15 protein-coding genes are annotated in these 16,702 nt (G+C 56.6%); 9 read left to right on the top strand and 6 right to left on the bottom strand.

The annotated features are described in order from the left end of the window. Positions 1-63: 63 nt before the first annotated feature. Genes CLH62_RS06675 through CLH62_RS06655 form a run of 5 tightly spaced genes read left to right on the top strand, consistent with a single transcriptional unit; the run spans position 64 to position 5,279 of the window. On the top strand, positions 64-1,572 hold the full coding sequence (locus CLH62_RS06675) for a COG3014 family protein (RefSeq protein ID WP_099617318.1): 1,509 nt from the start codon (positions 64-66) through the stop codon (positions 1,570-1,572). A 17-nt stretch (positions 1,573-1,589) separates the two neighbouring features. Next, positions 1,590-1,985: a YcfL family putative periplasmic lipoprotein gene (locus tag CLH62_RS06670; RefSeq protein WP_099617317.1), complete on the top strand. Its 396-nt coding sequence runs from the start codon at positions 1,590-1,592 to the stop codon at positions 1,983-1,985. A 13-nt stretch (positions 1,986-1,998) separates the two neighbouring features. Then, on the top strand, positions 1,999-2,601 hold the full coding sequence (gene lpoB, locus CLH62_RS06665) for a penicillin-binding protein activator LpoB (RefSeq protein WP_099617316.1): 603 nt from the start codon (positions 1,999-2,001) through the stop codon (positions 2,599-2,601). Positions 2,602-2,619: 18 nt separating this feature from the next. Beyond that, a complete protein-coding gene (locus tag CLH62_RS06660) occupies positions 2,620-4,023 on the top strand; it encodes a DUF6844 domain-containing protein (RefSeq protein ID WP_099617315.1) in 1,404 nt (467 codons plus the stop codon). Further along, the gene (locus CLH62_RS06655; protein WP_099617314.1) at positions 4,017-5,279 is read left to right on the top strand and encodes a CsgG/HfaB family protein; all 1,263 of its coding nucleotides are present in this window, start codon (positions 4,017-4,019) and stop codon (positions 5,277-5,279) included. Before CLH62_RS06660 ends, CLH62_RS06655 begins: the two co-directional genes overlap by 7 nt. A 44-nt stretch (positions 5,280-5,323) precedes the next feature. Here CLH62_RS06655 and CLH62_RS06650 read toward each other — a convergent pair whose 3' ends face one another. Then, positions 5,324-6,577, bottom strand: a complete 1,254-nt coding sequence (locus tag CLH62_RS06650) for an OmpP1/FadL family transporter (protein WP_099617313.1) — start codon at positions 6,575-6,577, stop codon at positions 5,324-5,326. Between the two features lie 201 nt (positions 6,578-6,778). Here CLH62_RS06650 and CLH62_RS06645 point away from each other — a divergent pair, with 201 nt between their 5' ends. Then, complete coding sequence (locus CLH62_RS06645; protein ID WP_099617312.1) at positions 6,779-8,140, top strand: YihY/virulence factor BrkB family protein; 1,362 nt, start codon at positions 6,779-6,781, stop codon at positions 8,138-8,140. Here CLH62_RS06645 and CLH62_RS06640 read toward each other — a convergent pair. From CLH62_RS06640 to CLH62_RS06625, 4 genes are all read right to left on the bottom strand, one after another. Next, positions 8,123-9,172 (bottom strand): HDOD domain-containing protein, encoded by a 1,050-nt coding sequence (locus tag CLH62_RS06640; protein ID WP_099617311.1) that lies wholly within the window; start codon positions 9,170-9,172, stop codon positions 8,123-8,125. The two genes, CLH62_RS06645 and CLH62_RS06640, sit on opposite strands and share 18 nt — an antisense overlap. Before the next feature lie 108 nt (positions 9,173-9,280). Beyond that, the gene (locus CLH62_RS06635; protein WP_099617310.1) at positions 9,281-10,510 is read right to left on the bottom strand and encodes a DUF445 domain-containing protein; all 1,230 of its coding nucleotides are present in this window, start codon (positions 10,508-10,510) and stop codon (positions 9,281-9,283) included. A gap of 314 nt (positions 10,511-10,824) precedes the next feature. Further along, entirely contained in the window at positions 10,825-11,559 is a 735-nt protein-coding gene (locus tag CLH62_RS06630; protein ID WP_099617309.1) for a 16S rRNA (uracil(1498)-N(3))-methyltransferase, read from the bottom strand. Between the two features lie 29 nt (positions 11,560-11,588). After that, positions 11,589-12,941, bottom strand: coding sequence for an adenosylmethionine--8-amino-7-oxononanoate transaminase (locus CLH62_RS06625; RefSeq protein ID WP_099617308.1), 1,353 nt, complete (start codon positions 12,939-12,941; stop codon positions 11,589-11,591). Positions 12,942-13,267: 326 nt separating this feature from the next. Between CLH62_RS06625 and CLH62_RS06620 the strand changes: the two genes are divergently transcribed. Genes CLH62_RS06620 through CLH62_RS06610 form a run of 3 tightly spaced genes read left to right on the top strand, consistent with a single transcriptional unit; the run spans position 13,268 to position 16,039 of the window. Continuing rightward, on the top strand, positions 13,268-13,981 hold the full coding sequence (locus CLH62_RS06620; RefSeq protein WP_099617307.1) for a hypothetical protein: 714 nt from the start codon (positions 13,268-13,270) through the stop codon (positions 13,979-13,981). 5 nt (positions 13,982-13,986) lie between these two features. After that, positions 13,987-14,940: a hypothetical protein gene (locus CLH62_RS06615; RefSeq protein ID WP_143752357.1), complete on the top strand. Its 954-nt coding sequence runs from the start codon at positions 13,987-13,989 to the stop codon at positions 14,938-14,940. Beyond that, a complete protein-coding gene (locus CLH62_RS06610; protein WP_143752356.1) occupies positions 14,933-16,039 on the top strand; it encodes a discoidin domain-containing protein in 1,107 nt (368 codons plus the stop codon). Before CLH62_RS06615 ends, CLH62_RS06610 begins: the two co-directional genes overlap by 8 nt. 1 nt (position 16,040) lies before the next feature. Here CLH62_RS06610 and CLH62_RS06605 read toward each other — a convergent pair whose 3' ends face one another. Beyond that, positions 16,041-16,649, bottom strand: a complete 609-nt coding sequence (locus CLH62_RS06605; protein ID WP_099617304.1) for a hypothetical protein — start codon at positions 16,647-16,649, stop codon at positions 16,041-16,043. Positions 16,650-16,702 lie beyond the last annotated feature (53 nt).

The following is a 16,702-nucleotide window of genomic DNA, read 5'->3' as shown; positions in this document are numbered from 1 at the left end:
ATTGCCACAGCTGTTTGGTTTTCCAGGTCTTCCGGACAGTTGATTAATCCATGGAGCATTGGCGTGAAGTTATTGAACCACTCTTTGTTGGCCCTCGCGGTCACGTCCCTCATCTCTGGGTGCTCGTCTTTCCAGCATCGCAACCAGATGTCCTCTTTCAATCAGGCCTATTCCTCAGGCGATTATCAGGTTGCCCTGGAGTCGGTGAGCTTTGAATCAGCGGAAGGTGAAGAGGTGGATTCCGAGGGGCATCTGCTTGAACTTTTGCACCAGGGCGAGCTTTACCGGCTGACCGGACAATATAGTGAAGCCGCCGAGGCCTTTGATTTAGCAGAAGAAGGCATGAAGTACCTGGATACCGAGGGGGTTGTTGAAGAAGCTGCCGAAGGTTTTATGGCTATCATGGTTAACGACTCGGAGCGAGACTACGAGGCGTTGATGTCTGAAGCCGTCCTGGTCAATACCTATAAGGGGCTCGCCTTTCTCGCTGCTGGCAATAATGAGTATGCCCGTGTCGAATTCCATCGCGCCAATGACCGGACGCGCAGGGCGGTTGAGTACTTCCAGAAAGAAATTGCCGAACAGCAGGCAGCGCTGGAAGAAGAAGCCAAGGACGAAGAAAGCAGTGCGTCGATGGTCAGCAACAGCCTCGACAACGAAGCCCTTCACGCAGCGATTGCCGACAATTACGGCGAGACTTCCGGCTGGTCCGTTTTCCCGGAGTTTATTGTCCCCGCGAGTACGTATCTTCATGGCATTTATTTCCTGGCCAATGCCACAACGAGTGGCGACTTCGAGAATGCCGCTACGTCGCTGAAACGAGTATCGGAAATGAACGCCGGCAGTGATGTGCTTAAGGCTGATGCCAGGTTGGCAGATGAACTTGCGTCGGGAAGTGAAAGTCTCACCGGCCTTGGGCCTCAGGTTTGGGTTGTCTATGAGAATGGCCTTGGCCCAGTACTTGAGGAATCCAGGTTCGATATCCCTCTGTTACTTTTTCATGGCAATCAGCAGGCGCCCGCCTACTTCGGTATTGCATTGCCGAAGTACACTGAAAGATCGGCGGTACCTGGCTCGCTTGGTGTTGCAGTGGGCTCCGGCGAAGTCGTAAGAACCGAGCAGATTGCCGACATGGGGACAGTTATTCGTACTGAAATGAAAGAACGCTTCCCAGGCGTGTTGGCACGCGCCGTGGCCTCAGCGGTTATCAAGGCGGTTATGCAAAACGAGGCTTCCGAGCAGTTTGGCCTGGTGGGACAACTCGGCGCGGCCGCCCTCACCATAGCAACTACACAGGCGGATTTGCGCGGCTGGCAGGCCATGCCAGACCACTGGCAGGCAGCTCGCCTGGATCGCCCCGAAAGTGGAAGCCTGACACTACTTGATCACCAGGGCGGTGTTCTTGGCACCGTTGATATTCCCGAGCGGCCATTCACGCTGGTTTACGTGAAGCGTCCGACAGCACTTTCCCCTGCAACTGTCATCACGATGGATTTGCGGGGCGAATCTGAAGCGACAATTGCAAGGTTTCCGGAATCGACGGAAGCGACTCAGGTTTCCAGTATCCAGTAATCATCGGGGAGAAGCCCATGAAAGATATTTTGATAGCGGGGTGCATGAGCCTTGCCCTGCTTCTGGCGGGGTGCGCGTCACAGCCTGCGACGAATCCTCTGGCTGAACGGCAAGAACTGAAAATTGATCCTGACGTCCTCTATACGCTGACAGTAACAGAGCTCTATGAGGAGCGACTCTCACAGCCTGGCGGAAGCTCTCTATTGCAGATCCAGTTTGCGGTAGAAGCCCATTCCGATGCAGAGCTTGCCTGGAAAGTGACCTGGTTTGATGAAAGGGGTATGGCCGTTAAGGGCGTGGGTGATGCCTACCGGCGTGCCAGTCTCTTGATGGGGCAGAATCGCTTCTTCAAGGCGACCGCTCCCCATCCGCGAGTGACCAGTTATCAGTTACATCTCCGTGAACCGCAGTAAAAAAGGAAATCCGATGTTGAAACGAGCAATTGTATTGTCCGCCAGCGTTCTGGTGCTTGCCGGTTGTGCCACACCTACCCGATATGTTGATCCTGCGGCGGACAATGGCCCTGTCGCCATGACCATGGATTATCGGGACTTTGAAAAGGCTGCATCAGAGGCAGTCGATGACATGCTTGCCAGCGGCGCGGTATCCAATCCGAACGGTGGGCGCTACATCATGGTTGTCAGTCGCATCAACAACGACACCATGCAACGCATCGATACCGACCAGCTCACCAAGAAAATTCGGGTTGCTCTGCTGCGCTCGGGGAAGGTGGTCACCACAACCGCAGTCGGCCTGAATGGGGCAGAGGATGAAATGACCATGCGTGCCCGTGAACTCCGCAACTCAGAGGAGTTTGATCAGAGCGGCGTCCAGAAGAAGGGCACTCTTCAGGCTCCGGACCTGAGCTTGTCTGGAAAGATCCTTCAGCGCAATCACAAGGTTGGTGATGAACAGCAGGTTGAATACTACATCCAGCTTTCTTTAACTGACCTCGCGACGGGGTTGGCTTTTTGGGAAGGCGAGACGCCCATCATCAAGCGCGGCTCCAATGATTCCGTTAGCTGGTAAGAAACCTGGAGAACGATAATGACTATTCGAAAAACGGCCCTGTCCCTTGTAATTGCCGGTCTCCTGGGTGCCTCCGCGCCCGGTGTCTTGATTGCGGCGGAAGGCGAACTGGCTGAACAGGCCCAGGCGGCCGAACAGGACGCCAGCAAGACACCGCCTTCCCCCTTCATGGCTGTATCAGAGGTGGACCCGGGTGACAAAAAGATTCAGGAATTTCTGGATGCTCGCGGTTGGGTGCGTGGCGAGTCGAAAAGTAACCCGGCTGGCGGAACACTCGTGGTGGCTAGCCAGGCCGTAGCAGCCGACCCAACCAACATTGAGTTCAGTCAGGCCCGGGTCATCGCTACCGAGGAAGCCTTTCTTAAGGCGATGGGGGAGCTGGTATCACAGGACTCCGTGGATATTGGTGTCTCGCTGGCCGATCGGTTCATGAAAGATGACCTTCCCGAGGATGTTCGCGATAACACGAGTCTCGAAGCATTGGGCAAAGCCGTTGCTGGCCGTGCTGCCGAACTGACCGTCCAGGGTATGAACGCGCTGCTTGAGGAGCTGGGTGTTGATACCTCAAAAATGCCGGAACTTACCGTTGCTGAGCGTAAAAACCTTATCTACGACGAGTTTGTCAGTGAGACAACATGGAGAGCCATGGGTCGGTTGAGCGGTATCGGCATTTTCGGTGTGATCGAAGAAGTCGGGGGCGACGGCCCGGTAAACAATGGCCGTATGAGCGTTGTAGTGGTCCGCTCCGATCGCTTCAGCGAATTCGGTCGTCAGCTTCGTACCGGTGATGTGGCACCTGGTCAGGCGATTTCCCTGGACGAGATCAGGGAGCGTCTGGATTCGCAATTGCGCGAGGGTGTTCCAATGCTGGGCTACTTCGGTGTCCAGCCGGTGGTGGACGCCAATGGACGTTACGGTCTGCTCTCGTTCGGGACATCAGGCCCGCAGCTGGTTCGCGGCACCATGGAAGAGTTTGAAATTGCCACAGAAATGGAGGCTGCGCGGGATGAGGCCATGATGATGGCTGATGGCTGGCTGGCGCAGTTTGCTTCCATGACGGTTCAGGGTCAGAAAGAAACGACCCGACGCAAGATCAATCAGCAGGTTCGTGAAACCCGAGGCGATGGCAATGTCGAGCTCAAGACGTCACAGGGCATCGGGCGGATGGTTAATAACATTCTCAAGTCCGAAGCGAATGCTCGTCTGACCGGTGTTCAAACGGTTGGACAATGGGATGCAGTTGACCCTGCCACGGGGCACCCCTATCTGGGCTATGTGAAATATTGGTCCCCGGCGACGTCTGCCAAAGCTCAGGGGCTCGACAAGAAGCCTGAAAAAGCCAAGTCAGGCGCTTCAGGTAACGCCAGTCAGCCAGCGACCCAGAAATCCACTCGCAGCACAGGATCATTTGGCTCATGGTAAGGCAGACGTTCGCGATCCTGCTAATAGTGTTCCTGCCCGGGCTTGCCCTGGCAGCAACAGAAATCCGCACAGTTCATGCCGAAGCGACAGGGATTGATCGGGAGCAGGCGATTTTCAATGCGCTCGGAGATGCGGTACGCCAGGTGCGCGGTGCTCAGATCAGTGCCAGCCGGAAGGTTCAGTCTGCACTGAGTCGTATGTCGGTGCGAACCGATGATGGTCGGGAGGCGAGCGTTGAGATCCGGAAGGGCTCCAGCAGTCAGACCAGCGTGGCCGCAGAAGGGCTGATCAGTGGCTATCAGGTGCTGTCAGTTAGCGACGCCTCCGGTGGTGGAAAGTTGGCGCGGTTAACGGTTCAAGTGCCGGTCTACAAATCTCCGGGCAATCCGGACGATGGGCGATGGCGAATGGCCGTTTATCCGGTATGGCCGGCGCGCTCCTTCTACGAGGTTGGTGACCAGAGACTGTCCCGTGAGGAGGTTTCTGACCGGATGACCCAGGCAATTATTGAAGCCCTAGTGCAATCCCGCCGGTTTGCGATGCTGGCCCGCGACAAGGAAAGTGCCATCAGGTCCGAGCGCGCACGCATGGCGGGTAGGGATATTCCCGTTGAGGAAAAGGCCATGCTTGGAAACGAACTGGGCGCGGAGTATCTGGTTACGGCTCAGGTTACCGATCTCACGTTTAAAATTGAGGAAAAGGTTTCTGGCCTGACCGGCGAGCGTTCCCGGGAACAGACGGGTGCGCTTGTGCTGGAAGCCAGGGTGGTTGTCCCGGCCACGGGTGCGATCGTTTGGACTGAGACGCTGAATCTGGCACCAGAGAATCTTGGCGTGGAGCTGGACGGTTCTCGTGGCGCGATGCAGATGCTATTCGAGCGAGCTGGTCAGGAGTTGGCCCTCTCTGTTATCGATGTGGTTTGGCCGCCGCTGGTGGAAGGCCACCAGGGAGAGGAATTGATTATCAACATGGGCGGTGAGTTAATGAAGACCGGCCAGCGCTGGCAAGTGTTTGCTCTGGGGGGCTCCGTCCGAGACAGTCATACTGGTAAAGGCCTTGGCCGCTCAGAGAAGCTGGTCGGCATGGTGGAAGTGATCCGTTCCACGCCCAAGATGGCTTATGCGCGGGTTGTGGAGGGTAAAGTACAAGGCAAAGGACAGGTACTGCGGCGTCCCGCGTCTACCAAAGCAGAAGACCCGGATGAAGCTATCCGGGGAACCCGGAAACGTACCTGCCTTCCAATTGATCCTTGTTGAGAATGCACTTTGCTCCCTGGGCCTTGTTCAGAAACCGGTGAGGCTCAGTATTTCCATCCGATGCTGACGGACGCGCCCAGCTGATACATTTCCAGATCAATGGTCTGGTTTGCAGCCAGCGGGTTAGGCCCGGAAACTTTCTTGGCCGGGGAGTAAAAGGCCATACCGGACACGTCCAGGTTCTCGGTGAAGGTATGGGTGAGGCCGCCGGTGACGTGCCATTCCTGAACCCCGGGAGCGAGGATGTTGAACAGCACGTCTTCATCGGAGATCGGGTTCTCACCATAGCTTACGCCCGCCCGCCAGGCCTGGGTGGGTGTCTGCTGCCATTGCCAGCCAAGCTTTACGATGGTCATGTCGTCCCAGCCAAAGCCTGCGCCATTGTCGTCGCCCAGTCGGGCGGTTTGCAGGTTCGGCACCAGCGGGTTGCCCACGCTGTTAATCTCGCTGTAACGGATATGCTGGATATCCAGCAGGATCCAGTGATCCTCGATGCCCGACCAGGCAATGCCGGCATTGAACATTTGCGGGATGTCAAAGTCGCCTTGTTGGGCGAATAGGCCACGGTATTTGTCGAACTCATTCATCTCCAGAATGTTGCGCCAGCTGACGCCACCACGCAGGGTATCGGTAATCTCGCCCTGCCAGCCGATCTGGTAGCCATAGCCCCAGGCGTCGTCGGTGCCGTTGTTGGAAAGTGCGCTGGCATCGGAAGAAAATGGTGCAAAGTTCTGGAGTCCTTTGGCTTCAAAGCGCTGATAGGCAATCACCGGTGAAATGCCGAATGCCTGGTTGTCAGAAAACTCCCAGGACCAAGTGGGCGCGATAAAGAGCTGCTCAACGTTGACGCCGGTGCGGCCACCGTAGAAGGGGCCACCATTTCCACCGGGGAAATCGGTGTTCATGCCGCCATTTGCAAAGACGGACACACCAAAGCGTGTAGTCTCAGACAGTTCGCGGTTAAAGCCCAGGTGCGGGATAACGAATCCGTTGCGGCTGCTCGTGTAGGTACCCTGTTGGAGGGGGAATGCCGGAGGTGGTGACATAGGGCCGGTCACCGTGTATTCACGCCGGGGAGAAAAGACTTCTAATCCGCCATCAATCCGATTGCCCACAAATGCCATACCCGCCGGGTTAGTGGCTGCGGCAATACTGTCCTGGGAGAGAGCGGTGCCGGCACCGGCCAGACCCTTGCTGATGGTGCTGTAGCCATGACTGAAATAGCCGTTGGTTGCCAGGGCCGCAACAGGGAAAAGGGTGGTCAGGGCGGCAACGCCCAAAGCAAGTCTGATTTTCATGATTTAACACCCGTTCGGGAAATCGTTATATCGTTGATGGTGGGTCTTTTACAGAAATTGGGTTATAAGAGGAAGTAACAAAAGCTGATATGGTTATATTATGGGCGCGGGCCTCGCAAACGGCGCCCAATCAGCCATACTTGGTTGGAATTGGATATCTGACTGATAACTTAAATAAAACAAGGAACGACAGGACCTACAGTGGCTTCATTGCAATTGAAAGAGCGGCTCCAGGCAGCTGAGAGCTGGATTCTGGCCAACCCCAATCCGCCCAAGAGCTGGCCCTGGACCTGGTTGTACAAGGTTGGGCGTACGGTCTATGCCATGGCCCGGGACGTGCTAAGCGGACAGCTGACCCTGCATGCCATGAGTCTGGTTTACACCACGTTGCTGAGCATTGTGCCGCTGCTTGCCCTGAGCTTCTCGGTACTGAAGGCCCTCGGAGTGCACCAGCGAATGGAGCCCTTCCTGTTCCAGTTTTTTCAGCCCCTTGGGCCCCAGGGCATCGAACTTGCGGAGCAGATTCTGGGGTTTGTCGACAACATGAAAGTGGGGGTGCTGGGGTCGGTAGGCCTTGCCCTGCTTGTCTACACCGTTGTTTCCCTGCTGCAGAAGATAGAGCGTTCCTTCAACATGATCTGGCGGGTGCCGGACATGCGATCCATGGCACAGCGCTTCAGTAACTATCTGAGTGTCATCATGGTGGGCCCACTTCTGATGGTGTCGGCCATTGGTGTCAGTGCCACCATTTTCTCATCGACTTTTGTCCAGGCGCTGATCGCGATCGAACCCTTTGGCTCAGTGATTCTTGTCGTCAGTCGGTTTACCCCGTTCTTCCTGGTGGTTGGCGCTTTTACGTTCGTTTATATATTCATGCCCAATACCCGGGTTAAATTGCGCTATGCCTTTATCGGAGGTCTGGTTGCGGGGGTGTCCTGGCAGGCGGGCGGTATGCTGTTCGCCTCCTTTGTGGCAGGGTCCGCCAAGTACGCGGCCATCTATTCCAGCTTCGCCATCGGGATTATTCTGCTGATCTGGATCTACCTGAATTGGATGATTCTGCTGCTAGGTGCCAGCCTGGCGTTCTATCTGCAAAATCCCGGTAACGTGGCCAAGCGGCGTGACGTGCAGCTGGCCCCCGAGTTGCAGGAGAAGGTTGCATTGGCAACCATGTGGCTGGTGGCCAAACCTTTCAGTGAGGGCAAGCCGGCACCGCAACAGGAGGTGCTTGAGCAACAGTTGAGAGTGCCGGGCGAGGTGACCCGCGCCCTGAGCGATAAGCTTATCCGGGCAGGATTGTTGACGCTGGCGGGGCGGCAGGGCGACCAGCTTGCTCCCGGGCGGGCACTTGATCTGATTACTGTGGGCGATGTGCTGAGGGTCGTCCGCAATGATGAAGACCGGGTGGTCGACCGGCTCCCGAGCCTCGTACCTGTGGACCTTTTTGGGCCAGAGAGAACCGATGAAACCCGCACCTTTGCCGAGCTGTTGCGCGGCGGAGGGAGCGAGGAAAAAACCAGCCCAAAGGCCGAGCCGGAGCCCGTGTCAGTTTCTGACAGCTGAGCGTCCGCCCTCCCGGAGCATGGTCTGTAGTGCTCTGCGGACCGAGTTGATCTGGTCTTCTGACAGCCGGAGTACTTTGGGCAGGTCGCCTTCAGCAAGGTTACGCTGGTTGGCGTGTCGGAGGACTTCCCGGGTACCAATCACCATGCCGTCAGTCAGGGGCGTGTGTTTTTGCCTGGGGGCCGGGCGCTCGGCGGCCAGGAGGTAGGCATGGTACTTGGGCGGCAGATTCCACTCGTTGGCCAGCAACTGGCAGGTGGTCCACTGATAGCGGGCCAATGCATGACGAATCAATGCCGGCTCTGGCTCTCCGGCGATTGTGCGGGACCGGCAGATCCGCTGGAGTTCGCGACGAATGGTAATGTAGGCCAGCGAAGGCAGTAACCCAACCATGAAATGGGCGCTGGTGTCCTCTCCATGTGTTTTCGCAATAAGTTCCGCTGCCCGCGCGCAGGTCAGGCCCCAGCGCCATGCACGCTGACCGAAAAGCGCTTCCCGGCTATTCCTTGCGGCCATCATCGGACGCATCACCGCAGCGGCGATAACACTCCGGATGCCATCGACCCCCAGCACGAACACTGCCTGGTCCACAGACTCGATGGAATGGTCACCTGGACGAAAATAGGGGCTGTTGGCAATCTGAAGCAGCTGATCAGTAAGGGAGGGATCCCCAAGGATAATGTCCGTGAGCCGCTGGCGATCCGTGGATTCATCGGACAGCGCCCGCATCAGCATTGGCAGGCTCATGGGCTGCCTGGGCAGTTCCTCCATCCGGTTAATGGCAAGGCGCTGGTGCAGCTCCTCCAGAACATCTCCGAAGGAAGAGAGGTCGGCCTTCAGAACAGAGGGTTCGGCATCCAGCAGCCAGCAAAACAGGTGGTCTTCCAGTTGCTGGGCAAGTTCGGGGCTGTTGTCCGGGGTGTCATTTTCCGGAATTTCCGATGACGGATTAAAAAGTCGCGCCTCCGGGGCCGGTGGTACGGAGTGTGGGGTGGAGAATAGTCCTGAAATCCAGGAGAGAAAACCTGGCATCCGTTGCCTCCGGGTTGAATCTGTTCGAAGTAGTGAAACTCCATTTTTGTGAGTATAGAGGTACGACGCATCCTTGCACAGGTTAAGCCCGAGAATTGATGTGGGAATTTACAGGAACGACTCCCCGAACACGAAGACCAGCTGGCAGACACCCGCGCCGAAGCCGAGGAATGCACCCACCAGGATCAACTTGATTTCGTCTTCCTGAAAGCAGGGGCGGAGCAGATCCTGGAATTCCTCCGAGGACAGGGCAATCATCCGCTCCACCATGATGGACTCGACAGCCCGGGCCCGGTCTTTCTCGAACACCGGGTTGTTAAAGGACGTCTGGGATATTTCGATGGCTTTCTCGCCCACCTGGTTTTTCAGGGTGGCGAAACCGGTGGGGCCAAAGGCCACCTGGGTCAGTGCCTTGCCCATGCCAGCGGTTTCATCCACCAGCGGCTTGATGTGTTTCTTCACCATGTTGCGGGCCCGGTCGCCTTTGGGGCCGTCGAGAATCGCGTTAATGATGTTGCCAACGGTCAGGATCTCGTGGGTAACAATGTGGCAGAAGGACTCCGCCACCGCCGGCTGTCGTTTGAGAAACAGACCCTGAACCTGAAAGGGCCCGACTTTTTTAGCGTGCAACGGCCGGAATATGACATTGAGCGCGATCCAGTTGGTGGCCCAACCAACCAGCAAGCCGAAGAATGGCAGTACCCACCAGCTTGGGTACAGGTACCAGACGGCCATCTGGACCAGGCCGAACAGGAAGCCGAAGTAGAAGCCTGAGTTGATGATGAATCGGAATTCGACCTCTCCGCATTCAATAAAAATCCTGTTGAGCAGTTTTTTGTCGCTGGCCAGCCGTTCGATCACCATGCCCTTGATGTCCAGCAGGTCTTCAATGTTGTCGGAAACGTCTTCCACCAGGTTGTCCACCAGTTGCGGCGTGGACTTGCGTACCCGGTCGTAAACCATTTTTCTGGCGGAGGTGGGCAGGTTCTCCCAGAAGGTGGGGTATTCCTTTAGCATCATTTCGTCTACGTACTCTTCGATGCGCGGGTCGACGGTGTAAACGATGTGGGTGGCGAGCACCTTTGGGTCGATCTGCTGGAAGATTTCCCGGACGGTGCCGATTTTCGAGATGGTAGCGTCGACGCTGATGGCAGCCATTTTCCTGGCTTTGGAGGGGATGATGCCTTGCCAGCCCAGGAGTGGGGGTTTGCCGATGAATTCCAGCGGATAGAAGGTCATTTTGATGGCGAGCCAGTTGGTGCTCCAGCCAATCAGGGCAGCAATCACCGGGATGCTGAGGTATTGCCAGAATTCTTGGGTGCTTAGCAGGCTCGTCATCCTGTTACTCGCAGTTTTTTCTATGTTTGGGAGTCTGAGCGATCGGGCAGTCGCTTCTGAAACACGCTGTGAATACGTCCGTGTACGCTCGGCTCCGCCATCCATGGCTCCGCACGGTTTCAGAAGCGACTGCCCGACCGCTCGATCAAACTTCAGCGTTGGCCCCTGTCCACAAAAATCTGGAAGCCTTTGCCTGCAAATCTGGCCAAAAGGATGCGTATTCAGCACTTTGACCGAACAGGATGATGTTGTGGGGCCCCCTTTATGTCAATGACCTGCGTGCCAGCATGAGACGGCGGCACGGTCGGAGAGGCTCAGCCGCCGATATCACCCCAAAGGTATTGGCAAAGCGCCATGGCCGCCACCGGGGCGGTTTCGGTTCTCAGGACCCGGGGGCCGAGGGCAACCGGGAGGAAGCCATCGTCTTCGGCCTGGGCGATTTCGTCCGCGGAGAGGCCGCCTTCTGGGCCGATCATGAGGGCGACGCGTTCAGGCGGGATAATGGTCTTCAGGGCGTGTTCGGTGCGGTGGTGCAATACCAGGCGTACGTCGCAATCCCGGGTGTGTTCCAGCCACTCGGTGATTGTCATTACTGGCAGGATGTCAGGCACCCGGGCACGGCCGCATTGCTCGGCGGCGCTGATGGCGACGGATTGCCAGTGGCGCAGGCGCTTGTCTTCCCGGTCGCCCTTGAGTTTGACGTCGCAGCGTTCGGTGTTCAGGGGGACAATGCGGGTGACGCCCATTTCCACGGCCTTCTGCACGGCGTAGTCCATGCGGTCGCCCTTGGATAGGGTCTGGCCGAGGACGATTTCCAGGGGCGATTCGGTGGCGCTGGCTTCCGGGGTGCCAACCAGGACTTCCACGTTCTTTTTGCTGGCGCTGGTGATGGTGGCGGGGTAATCATTGCCGTCGCCGTTGAACAGTCGCAGTTCCTGCCCCGGCTGCATGCGCAGTACCCGCCCCACGTGCTGTGCTGCGTTTTCATCAAGGTGTGCAGTTCCGCCCTCGTTAAGGGCGGAATCAGTGTAGATACGGGGTATGCGCATGGGCCGTTCTCTCAGGTTCCTGGCGGTTGTCAGTCGCGAACCGCGATCTCAATGCCTTCCGTTGCAACCTGTGCGAGGTGGCGGATCTGTTCCTCGGTGATCACGTAAGGCGGCATGAAGTAAACCACATTACCCAGGGGGCGAAGCAAGGCCTGGCGGGTCAATGAATGCTGATACACCCGGATTCCCCGGCGTTCCTGCCAGGGGAACGGGGTTTTCGAGCCTTTGTCTTTCACCATTTCAATCGCGAGGGTCATGCCGTGCTGGCGAATGTCGCCCACATTGGGATGGTCCGCCAGATGCGCCACGGAGTCGGCCATGCAGGCTGACAGTTGCTTGTTGCTTTCAATGACGTTGTCGTCCCGAAAGATGTCCAGGGTGGCCAGGGCCACCGCGCAGCCGATGGGGTTGCCGGTGTAGCTGTGGCTGTGCAGGAACGCCTTGAGGGTCTCGTAGTCGTCGTAAAAGGCGTTGTACACGTCGTCGGTGGTGAGTACGACCGATAACGGCAGGTAGCCGGCGGTCAGACCCTTGGAAAGGCACATGAAATCCGGGGTGATGCCCGACTGTTCGCAGGCAAACAGGGTGCCGGTGCGGCCAAAGCCCACGGCAATCTCATCGGCAATCAGGTGCACGCCGTAACGGTCACAGGCTTCCCGCAATCTGGTGTGGTAGATGGGGTGGTGCATGCGCATGCCGCCGGCGCACTGAATCAGTGGCTCAACCACCACGGCACAGATCTCGTCGTGCTTTTCGGCCAGCAGCTTCTCCATCGCTTCGAACTGGCGCAGGGCGTAGGCTTCGCCGGTTTCGCCCGGCTCTTTGTTGAAGGCGTCCGGCGAAGGGGCTGTCAGCACTTCCATCAGTAGCGGCTGATAGGTGTCTTTGTAGAGCGATACATCGCCGAGTGCGAGTGCTCCCAGGGTTTCCCCGTGGTAGCTGTTGCTCAGGTTCACGAAGTTTTTCTTTCCCGGTTTGCCGTGGTTCTTCCAGTAATGGAAGCTCATTTTGAGGGCGGCTTCGATCGCAGACGAACCGTTATCGGCGTAAAAGCACTTGTTCAGGCCCTCCGGCGTCACTTCGATCAGCCGTTCAGACAGGTTGACCACAGGCTCGTGGGTAAATCCGGCCAGGATGACATGCTCCAGCTGGCCGATCTGTTCCTGAATGGCGGCGTTGATTCTCGGGTTGACGTGGCCGAACAGGTTGACCCACCAGGAGCTGACGGCGTCGATGAAGCGGTTGCCCTCAAAATCTTCCAGCCAGACACCTTCGCCCCGTTTGATCGGAACCAGTGGCACGGCGCCCTCATGGTCTTTCATCTGGGTGCAGGGGTGCCACACGGATTTGAGGCCACGGGCGACGAGGTCGGCATTGCGCATGATGAATCTCCGTCAGACAGTCAGGTTCTTGATGGTCGGCGGTTAACCTGTGCGGATATTACAGTTAACAGCGATGGCTGACCACTGTGGCATCTGAGTCCGACCGAAAGGCGCCCGGTGAAGATCAGGGGGAGGGCGACGTTTCTGCCGGATGCCCCTGCGCCGGAATTGAGCGTGATCAGGAGGCCATCCGCGAGTTATCTTCAGCAAGACACCAGTGCCCCCTCCTTTTTCCCTGCTATATTTACTGAAGCAAACCCGGATCGGCATCTGATTGGTGTTGTACAGGCCATCCGCTTTCACGATTCTGCACGAGGAAGCGGAGTATGGACTATCGCGCGACTTTGCTCTTGGTAGCTGCTTTGATTGGCTTAGCGCCCCCGGTTTCCCTGGCGCAAGAAGCAATCGCCATGCTCAAGGACAGGGAGTTACAGGAGAGTCTCACTCGGGAAGCATCCGTTAGTGGGCGCGTAGTTGCTGGCGTACTGTCTGCAGATGCGAGTGCTGATGATTCTCTTTTTCTTTTCTCGTCTCCTGCAAGAGCCAGCGGGGATGTCTGTGTCCGGGTTATCTCCCGGGATGGGCTTTACTGGTCGGAAAACACCTTTCGCTGGCCTTCCAACTCTCAGTCGGAGGTCGTTCGCCTCCAATATCAATCTCGTTATGACCTCAACAATTACCACAAACTGGATCTCGCCGTTCTAGGCTACGAGGGTGACTGCAGTGAGGTCAGAGACGGACCTGTTCTGATTGCACTTCGAGGGAAAGATCATGCCTTGCCGGAGTCATTGGATATTCTCGTCAATTCAGGACGGTCGGATACTTTTGCCGTTCTCACCAACCTTTCAGCTGGACCCAGAACGGTAGCGTGTCGTCCGATAACAGACGGCCGCCGAACCGGATATGACACTATTTGCCGGGTGCCGGTGGCCGATTCGGAATCAGAGAACCTGGTGGTCAAAATCTTGCGGCGTCGCTTTGACCGAATGCTGTCGCCGACCGAACTTGTTTTGCGTTTGCCGAATGAACCGGGCCGGTGAATCCTGTGGGCAGCGTCAGAACATTGCTTAATCGTACTCGCAGACGTTGGCGCGGTTTTTTGCTAGCAATCATGAAGCGGCCTCGGAAGGTCGCCGGGGTGTTTTCAGTATCACTGGTTTTGGTTGTTCTTGGGCTATTTCTGGATAGCCGCGATCATATTTTTACCGTGAACGCGGTGACAGAAACCGCGTCTTTGGTTACTACGGAAGGAGCCTTTTCCGAGTGGCGGGTCAGTGGTGCGAATTTGCTCACAGATCCATTCGCGACCAAGGGTGATGAAATAGAGTTGCCCGAGAATGCCTATCTCCTGATTCGCAAGGGTACTGAAATCGATCTGCAGCGTCATGGTATTCGGACGGCCAAGATTACGCTGCGGGCCAAGGATGGACGGGTGGGAAGCATTGTCATGCCCGATGCTGACGATCGAGTTCTGGGGAGCTGGGCTTCTTTGGCGATAGTATCCGATGGACGGCCTCTGGTCTGGCCGTTTCGGGGGCTCCTCAGGGTGGGGGATGATGTGACAAGTGGGGTTGACAGTATCCTGTTATCGGGAACGGTCAATGTTCTGGAGGAGCAGCTTTTTAGGGATACCCGTTATAACGCAGGCGCAACCGAGTTGGATCGTGGTGACCGGGTCAGGTTCTGGAAGCATGCGCCAGGGCGGGCCCCTAAGGAAGCCGTAGTTGAAGGCTTCTTTCGATTAGAACCGTCGAACCAGGAGCGGTTTACAGAGGCTCAGAATGCAATCCAGCTGATCGCCCATGGTGGCGCCAGTTTTGTCAACATAGAGCGGCTTGGTAGCTCTGGCTACCAGATTAAGGCGACCCGTTGGGCGAGGTTTCTCTATGACCCGCTTCTGGCTTTTATTGCAGGTCTTGGTGCCTTGTTGTTCGCGGCGATTGAGGTTTATTCCAACATCCGGGAGATGATCAGAGATGCCAGGCGTCCTGATGAATAAAACAGCCAGGGGTCTTCGCTGGAGAATCTGTATTACTCTTTTCGCTTCTGGCCTGATGGGGCCTCTGGCGCAAGCTGTTCCGCAACAGGCCTTCATCAGTGCAGGGGAGCATGGGCAGGCGGTGCTGCTGAGCAGATTGAATGAGTGCTATGCCGTCACGCCGGCCCATGTGATCGACGGCGGCTTCTTTGCGACTCTGGTGGGCGGGAGCAGCGCCAGGCCACGAGGTGAGGCGGATCTGTTGCAGGTTTTTGGCTATGACCTGGCTGTTTTGCGGGTGACTGGAGCCATAACAGACGACTGCAGGTTTGATCTTGGCAGTTCGCTCGCCCTGGATCAGCTTTTATCGTCGGAGGGGCGCGGCCAGATTGTATCGGTGAGTTCCGATGGCAGCATCAGTCGAAGAAACGTTCGGATTTCAGATGTTGGTCTTGTGTATTTGCGGGTCAGTCCTGCCGGTTCACAAGACCAGATGTTCAAAGGGCTTAGCGGCAGTCTGCTGGTTTTGGGAGATGATCCGGCCGGAATCCTGATGGCAGTGGATCCGGAAAATGGTGAGGGCAAGGTGCTCCGGTTTGACCGCGCGGTTGAAACAATTCGGCCGTTTTTCGGCTTGACTCCCGGTAATAGCGGCCTTGCGATCAAGGCGCAAAAAGAACCTCTGGAGTCTGGTAAAGGCAATCTGGCAGCGCAGGTGGAGAGCTGGTCTAGCCCTGCGTTATCTGCGGATCACAGGATGTCAAACCTGATAGACGGAGCTGGAGCAGCAACAGTGTGGCTGGCCAGGCCAGATGGGTTCCCTATAGAAATTATCGTCGATCTGAAAGGCGATGCGGTCCAGGCAATTGATCGGATTGTGTTGGTGGGAGAGGGCGTCGAGCCCCGGGAACGTCTGCCTCGGGATTTCGAAGTGTTGGTAAGTTCCAGAAAAGAGGGGGGCTGGATGCCCGTATTCAGCGGAACTTTTTTTACTTCGGACAACTCCAGATCGGTTGCTTTTGCGCCCGTTCGCGCTCGCAGGGTTATGCTGCGCATCTATTCACACTGGGGAGATGCCAAAGGTGTCGGACTCTCCGATCTGGTAGTACCCGGTAAGTGACTTACTGAAGTCTCGCCGTCGCTGTGTAAGTTCCTTCGTAGGGTTTTTTGCACCGCAGTTCTCCAACGAGATTTGCGCTGTCTCCCAATATAAAGAACCCCTGGCAATAACCGCCCTGGAATTCAAGGCCGGTTCCACTGATCTGGCCGGTTGCTGAACCCGAATAATCACCACCTCTGAATGTAAACTGCCCTGTGTCTTCATTGAATTCCTTTAAATCAAAGCTGTAGGTCCCTGCCCACTTTTCCAGGATGCTCTTTTCCGTTTCTGTTTCTTCTTCGCCCGAAGTTACCTTGAATGGCATCACGGTGATATCCCTGAATTTCGCCTTAAGTGCCACTGCTCTCATAGCGTCATCCGCACTGTTAAACCCTATGCCATAAGCCACTTCTTTCATCGCAAGATCGTCGGATTTGAGCATGACATCCAGAGCGGCCAGTCGGGTGCTTTGGTCAGGGTCGTTCAGGAGTGCGCGAAACTGGTTGATTCGCTCTTTCCGTTCGCTGATCTCTTTTAGCAGTTCTTCAGTCGATTGAGCGATGACGGTACTGCTTAAACAAACGAGCGTTAGTGAAAAAAGCAGGTATTGAGGAGTAAAGGACCGATTCATGCGCACCTCCCTTCGGCAGTTGGTCGTTCATGGATAAGGATAGCCGATGGAGT

This window comes from Marinobacter guineae, assembly GCF_002744735.1.
Lineage (GTDB): Bacteria > Pseudomonadota > Gammaproteobacteria > Pseudomonadales > Oleiphilaceae > Marinobacter > Marinobacter guineae.
The sequence above is the reverse complement of the archived record's forward strand: the minus strand, read 5'-3'. Positions and strand labels throughout refer to the sequence as shown.

Excerpts from the sequence above, each read along its gene's own strand:
- CLH62_RS06670 (WP_099617317.1), top strand. The coding sequence starts at position 1,590 with ATGAAAGATATTTTGATAGCGGGGTGCATGAGCCTTGCCCTGCTTCTG.
- lpoB (WP_099617316.1), top strand. The coding sequence starts at position 1,999 with ATGTTGAAACGAGCAATTGTATTGTCCGCCAGCGTTCTGGTGCTTGCC.
- CLH62_RS06660 (WP_099617315.1), top strand. The coding sequence starts at position 2,620 with ATGACTATTCGAAAAACGGCCCTGTCCCTTGTAATTGCCGGTCTCCTG.
- CLH62_RS06655 (WP_099617314.1), top strand. The coding sequence starts at position 4,017 with ATGGTAAGGCAGACGTTCGCGATCCTGCTAATAGTGTTCCTGCCCGGG.
- CLH62_RS06650 (WP_099617313.1), bottom strand. The coding sequence starts at position 6,577 with ATGAAAATCAGACTTGCTTTGGGCGTTGCCGCCCTGACCACCCTTTTC.
- CLH62_RS06640 (WP_099617311.1), bottom strand. The coding sequence starts at position 9,172 with ATGCCAGGTTTTCTCTCCTGGATTTCAGGACTATTCTCCACCCCACAC.
- CLH62_RS06635 (WP_099617310.1), bottom strand. The coding sequence starts at position 10,510 with ATGACGAGCCTGCTAAGCACCCAAGAATTCTGGCAATACCTCAGCATC.
- CLH62_RS06630 (WP_099617309.1), bottom strand. The coding sequence starts at position 11,559 with ATGCGCATACCCCGTATCTACACTGATTCCGCCCTTAACGAGGGCGGA.
- CLH62_RS06625 (WP_099617308.1), bottom strand. The coding sequence starts at position 12,941 with ATGCGCAATGCCGACCTCGTCGCCCGTGGCCTCAAATCCGTGTGGCAC.
- CLH62_RS06620 (WP_099617307.1), top strand. The coding sequence starts at position 13,268 with ATGGACTATCGCGCGACTTTGCTCTTGGTAGCTGCTTTGATTGGCTTA.
- CLH62_RS06610 (WP_143752356.1), top strand. The coding sequence starts at position 14,933 with ATGAATAAAACAGCCAGGGGTCTTCGCTGGAGAATCTGTATTACTCTT.
- CLH62_RS06605 (WP_099617304.1), bottom strand. The coding sequence starts at position 16,649 with ATGAATCGGTCCTTTACTCCTCAATACCTGCTTTTTTCACTAACGCTC.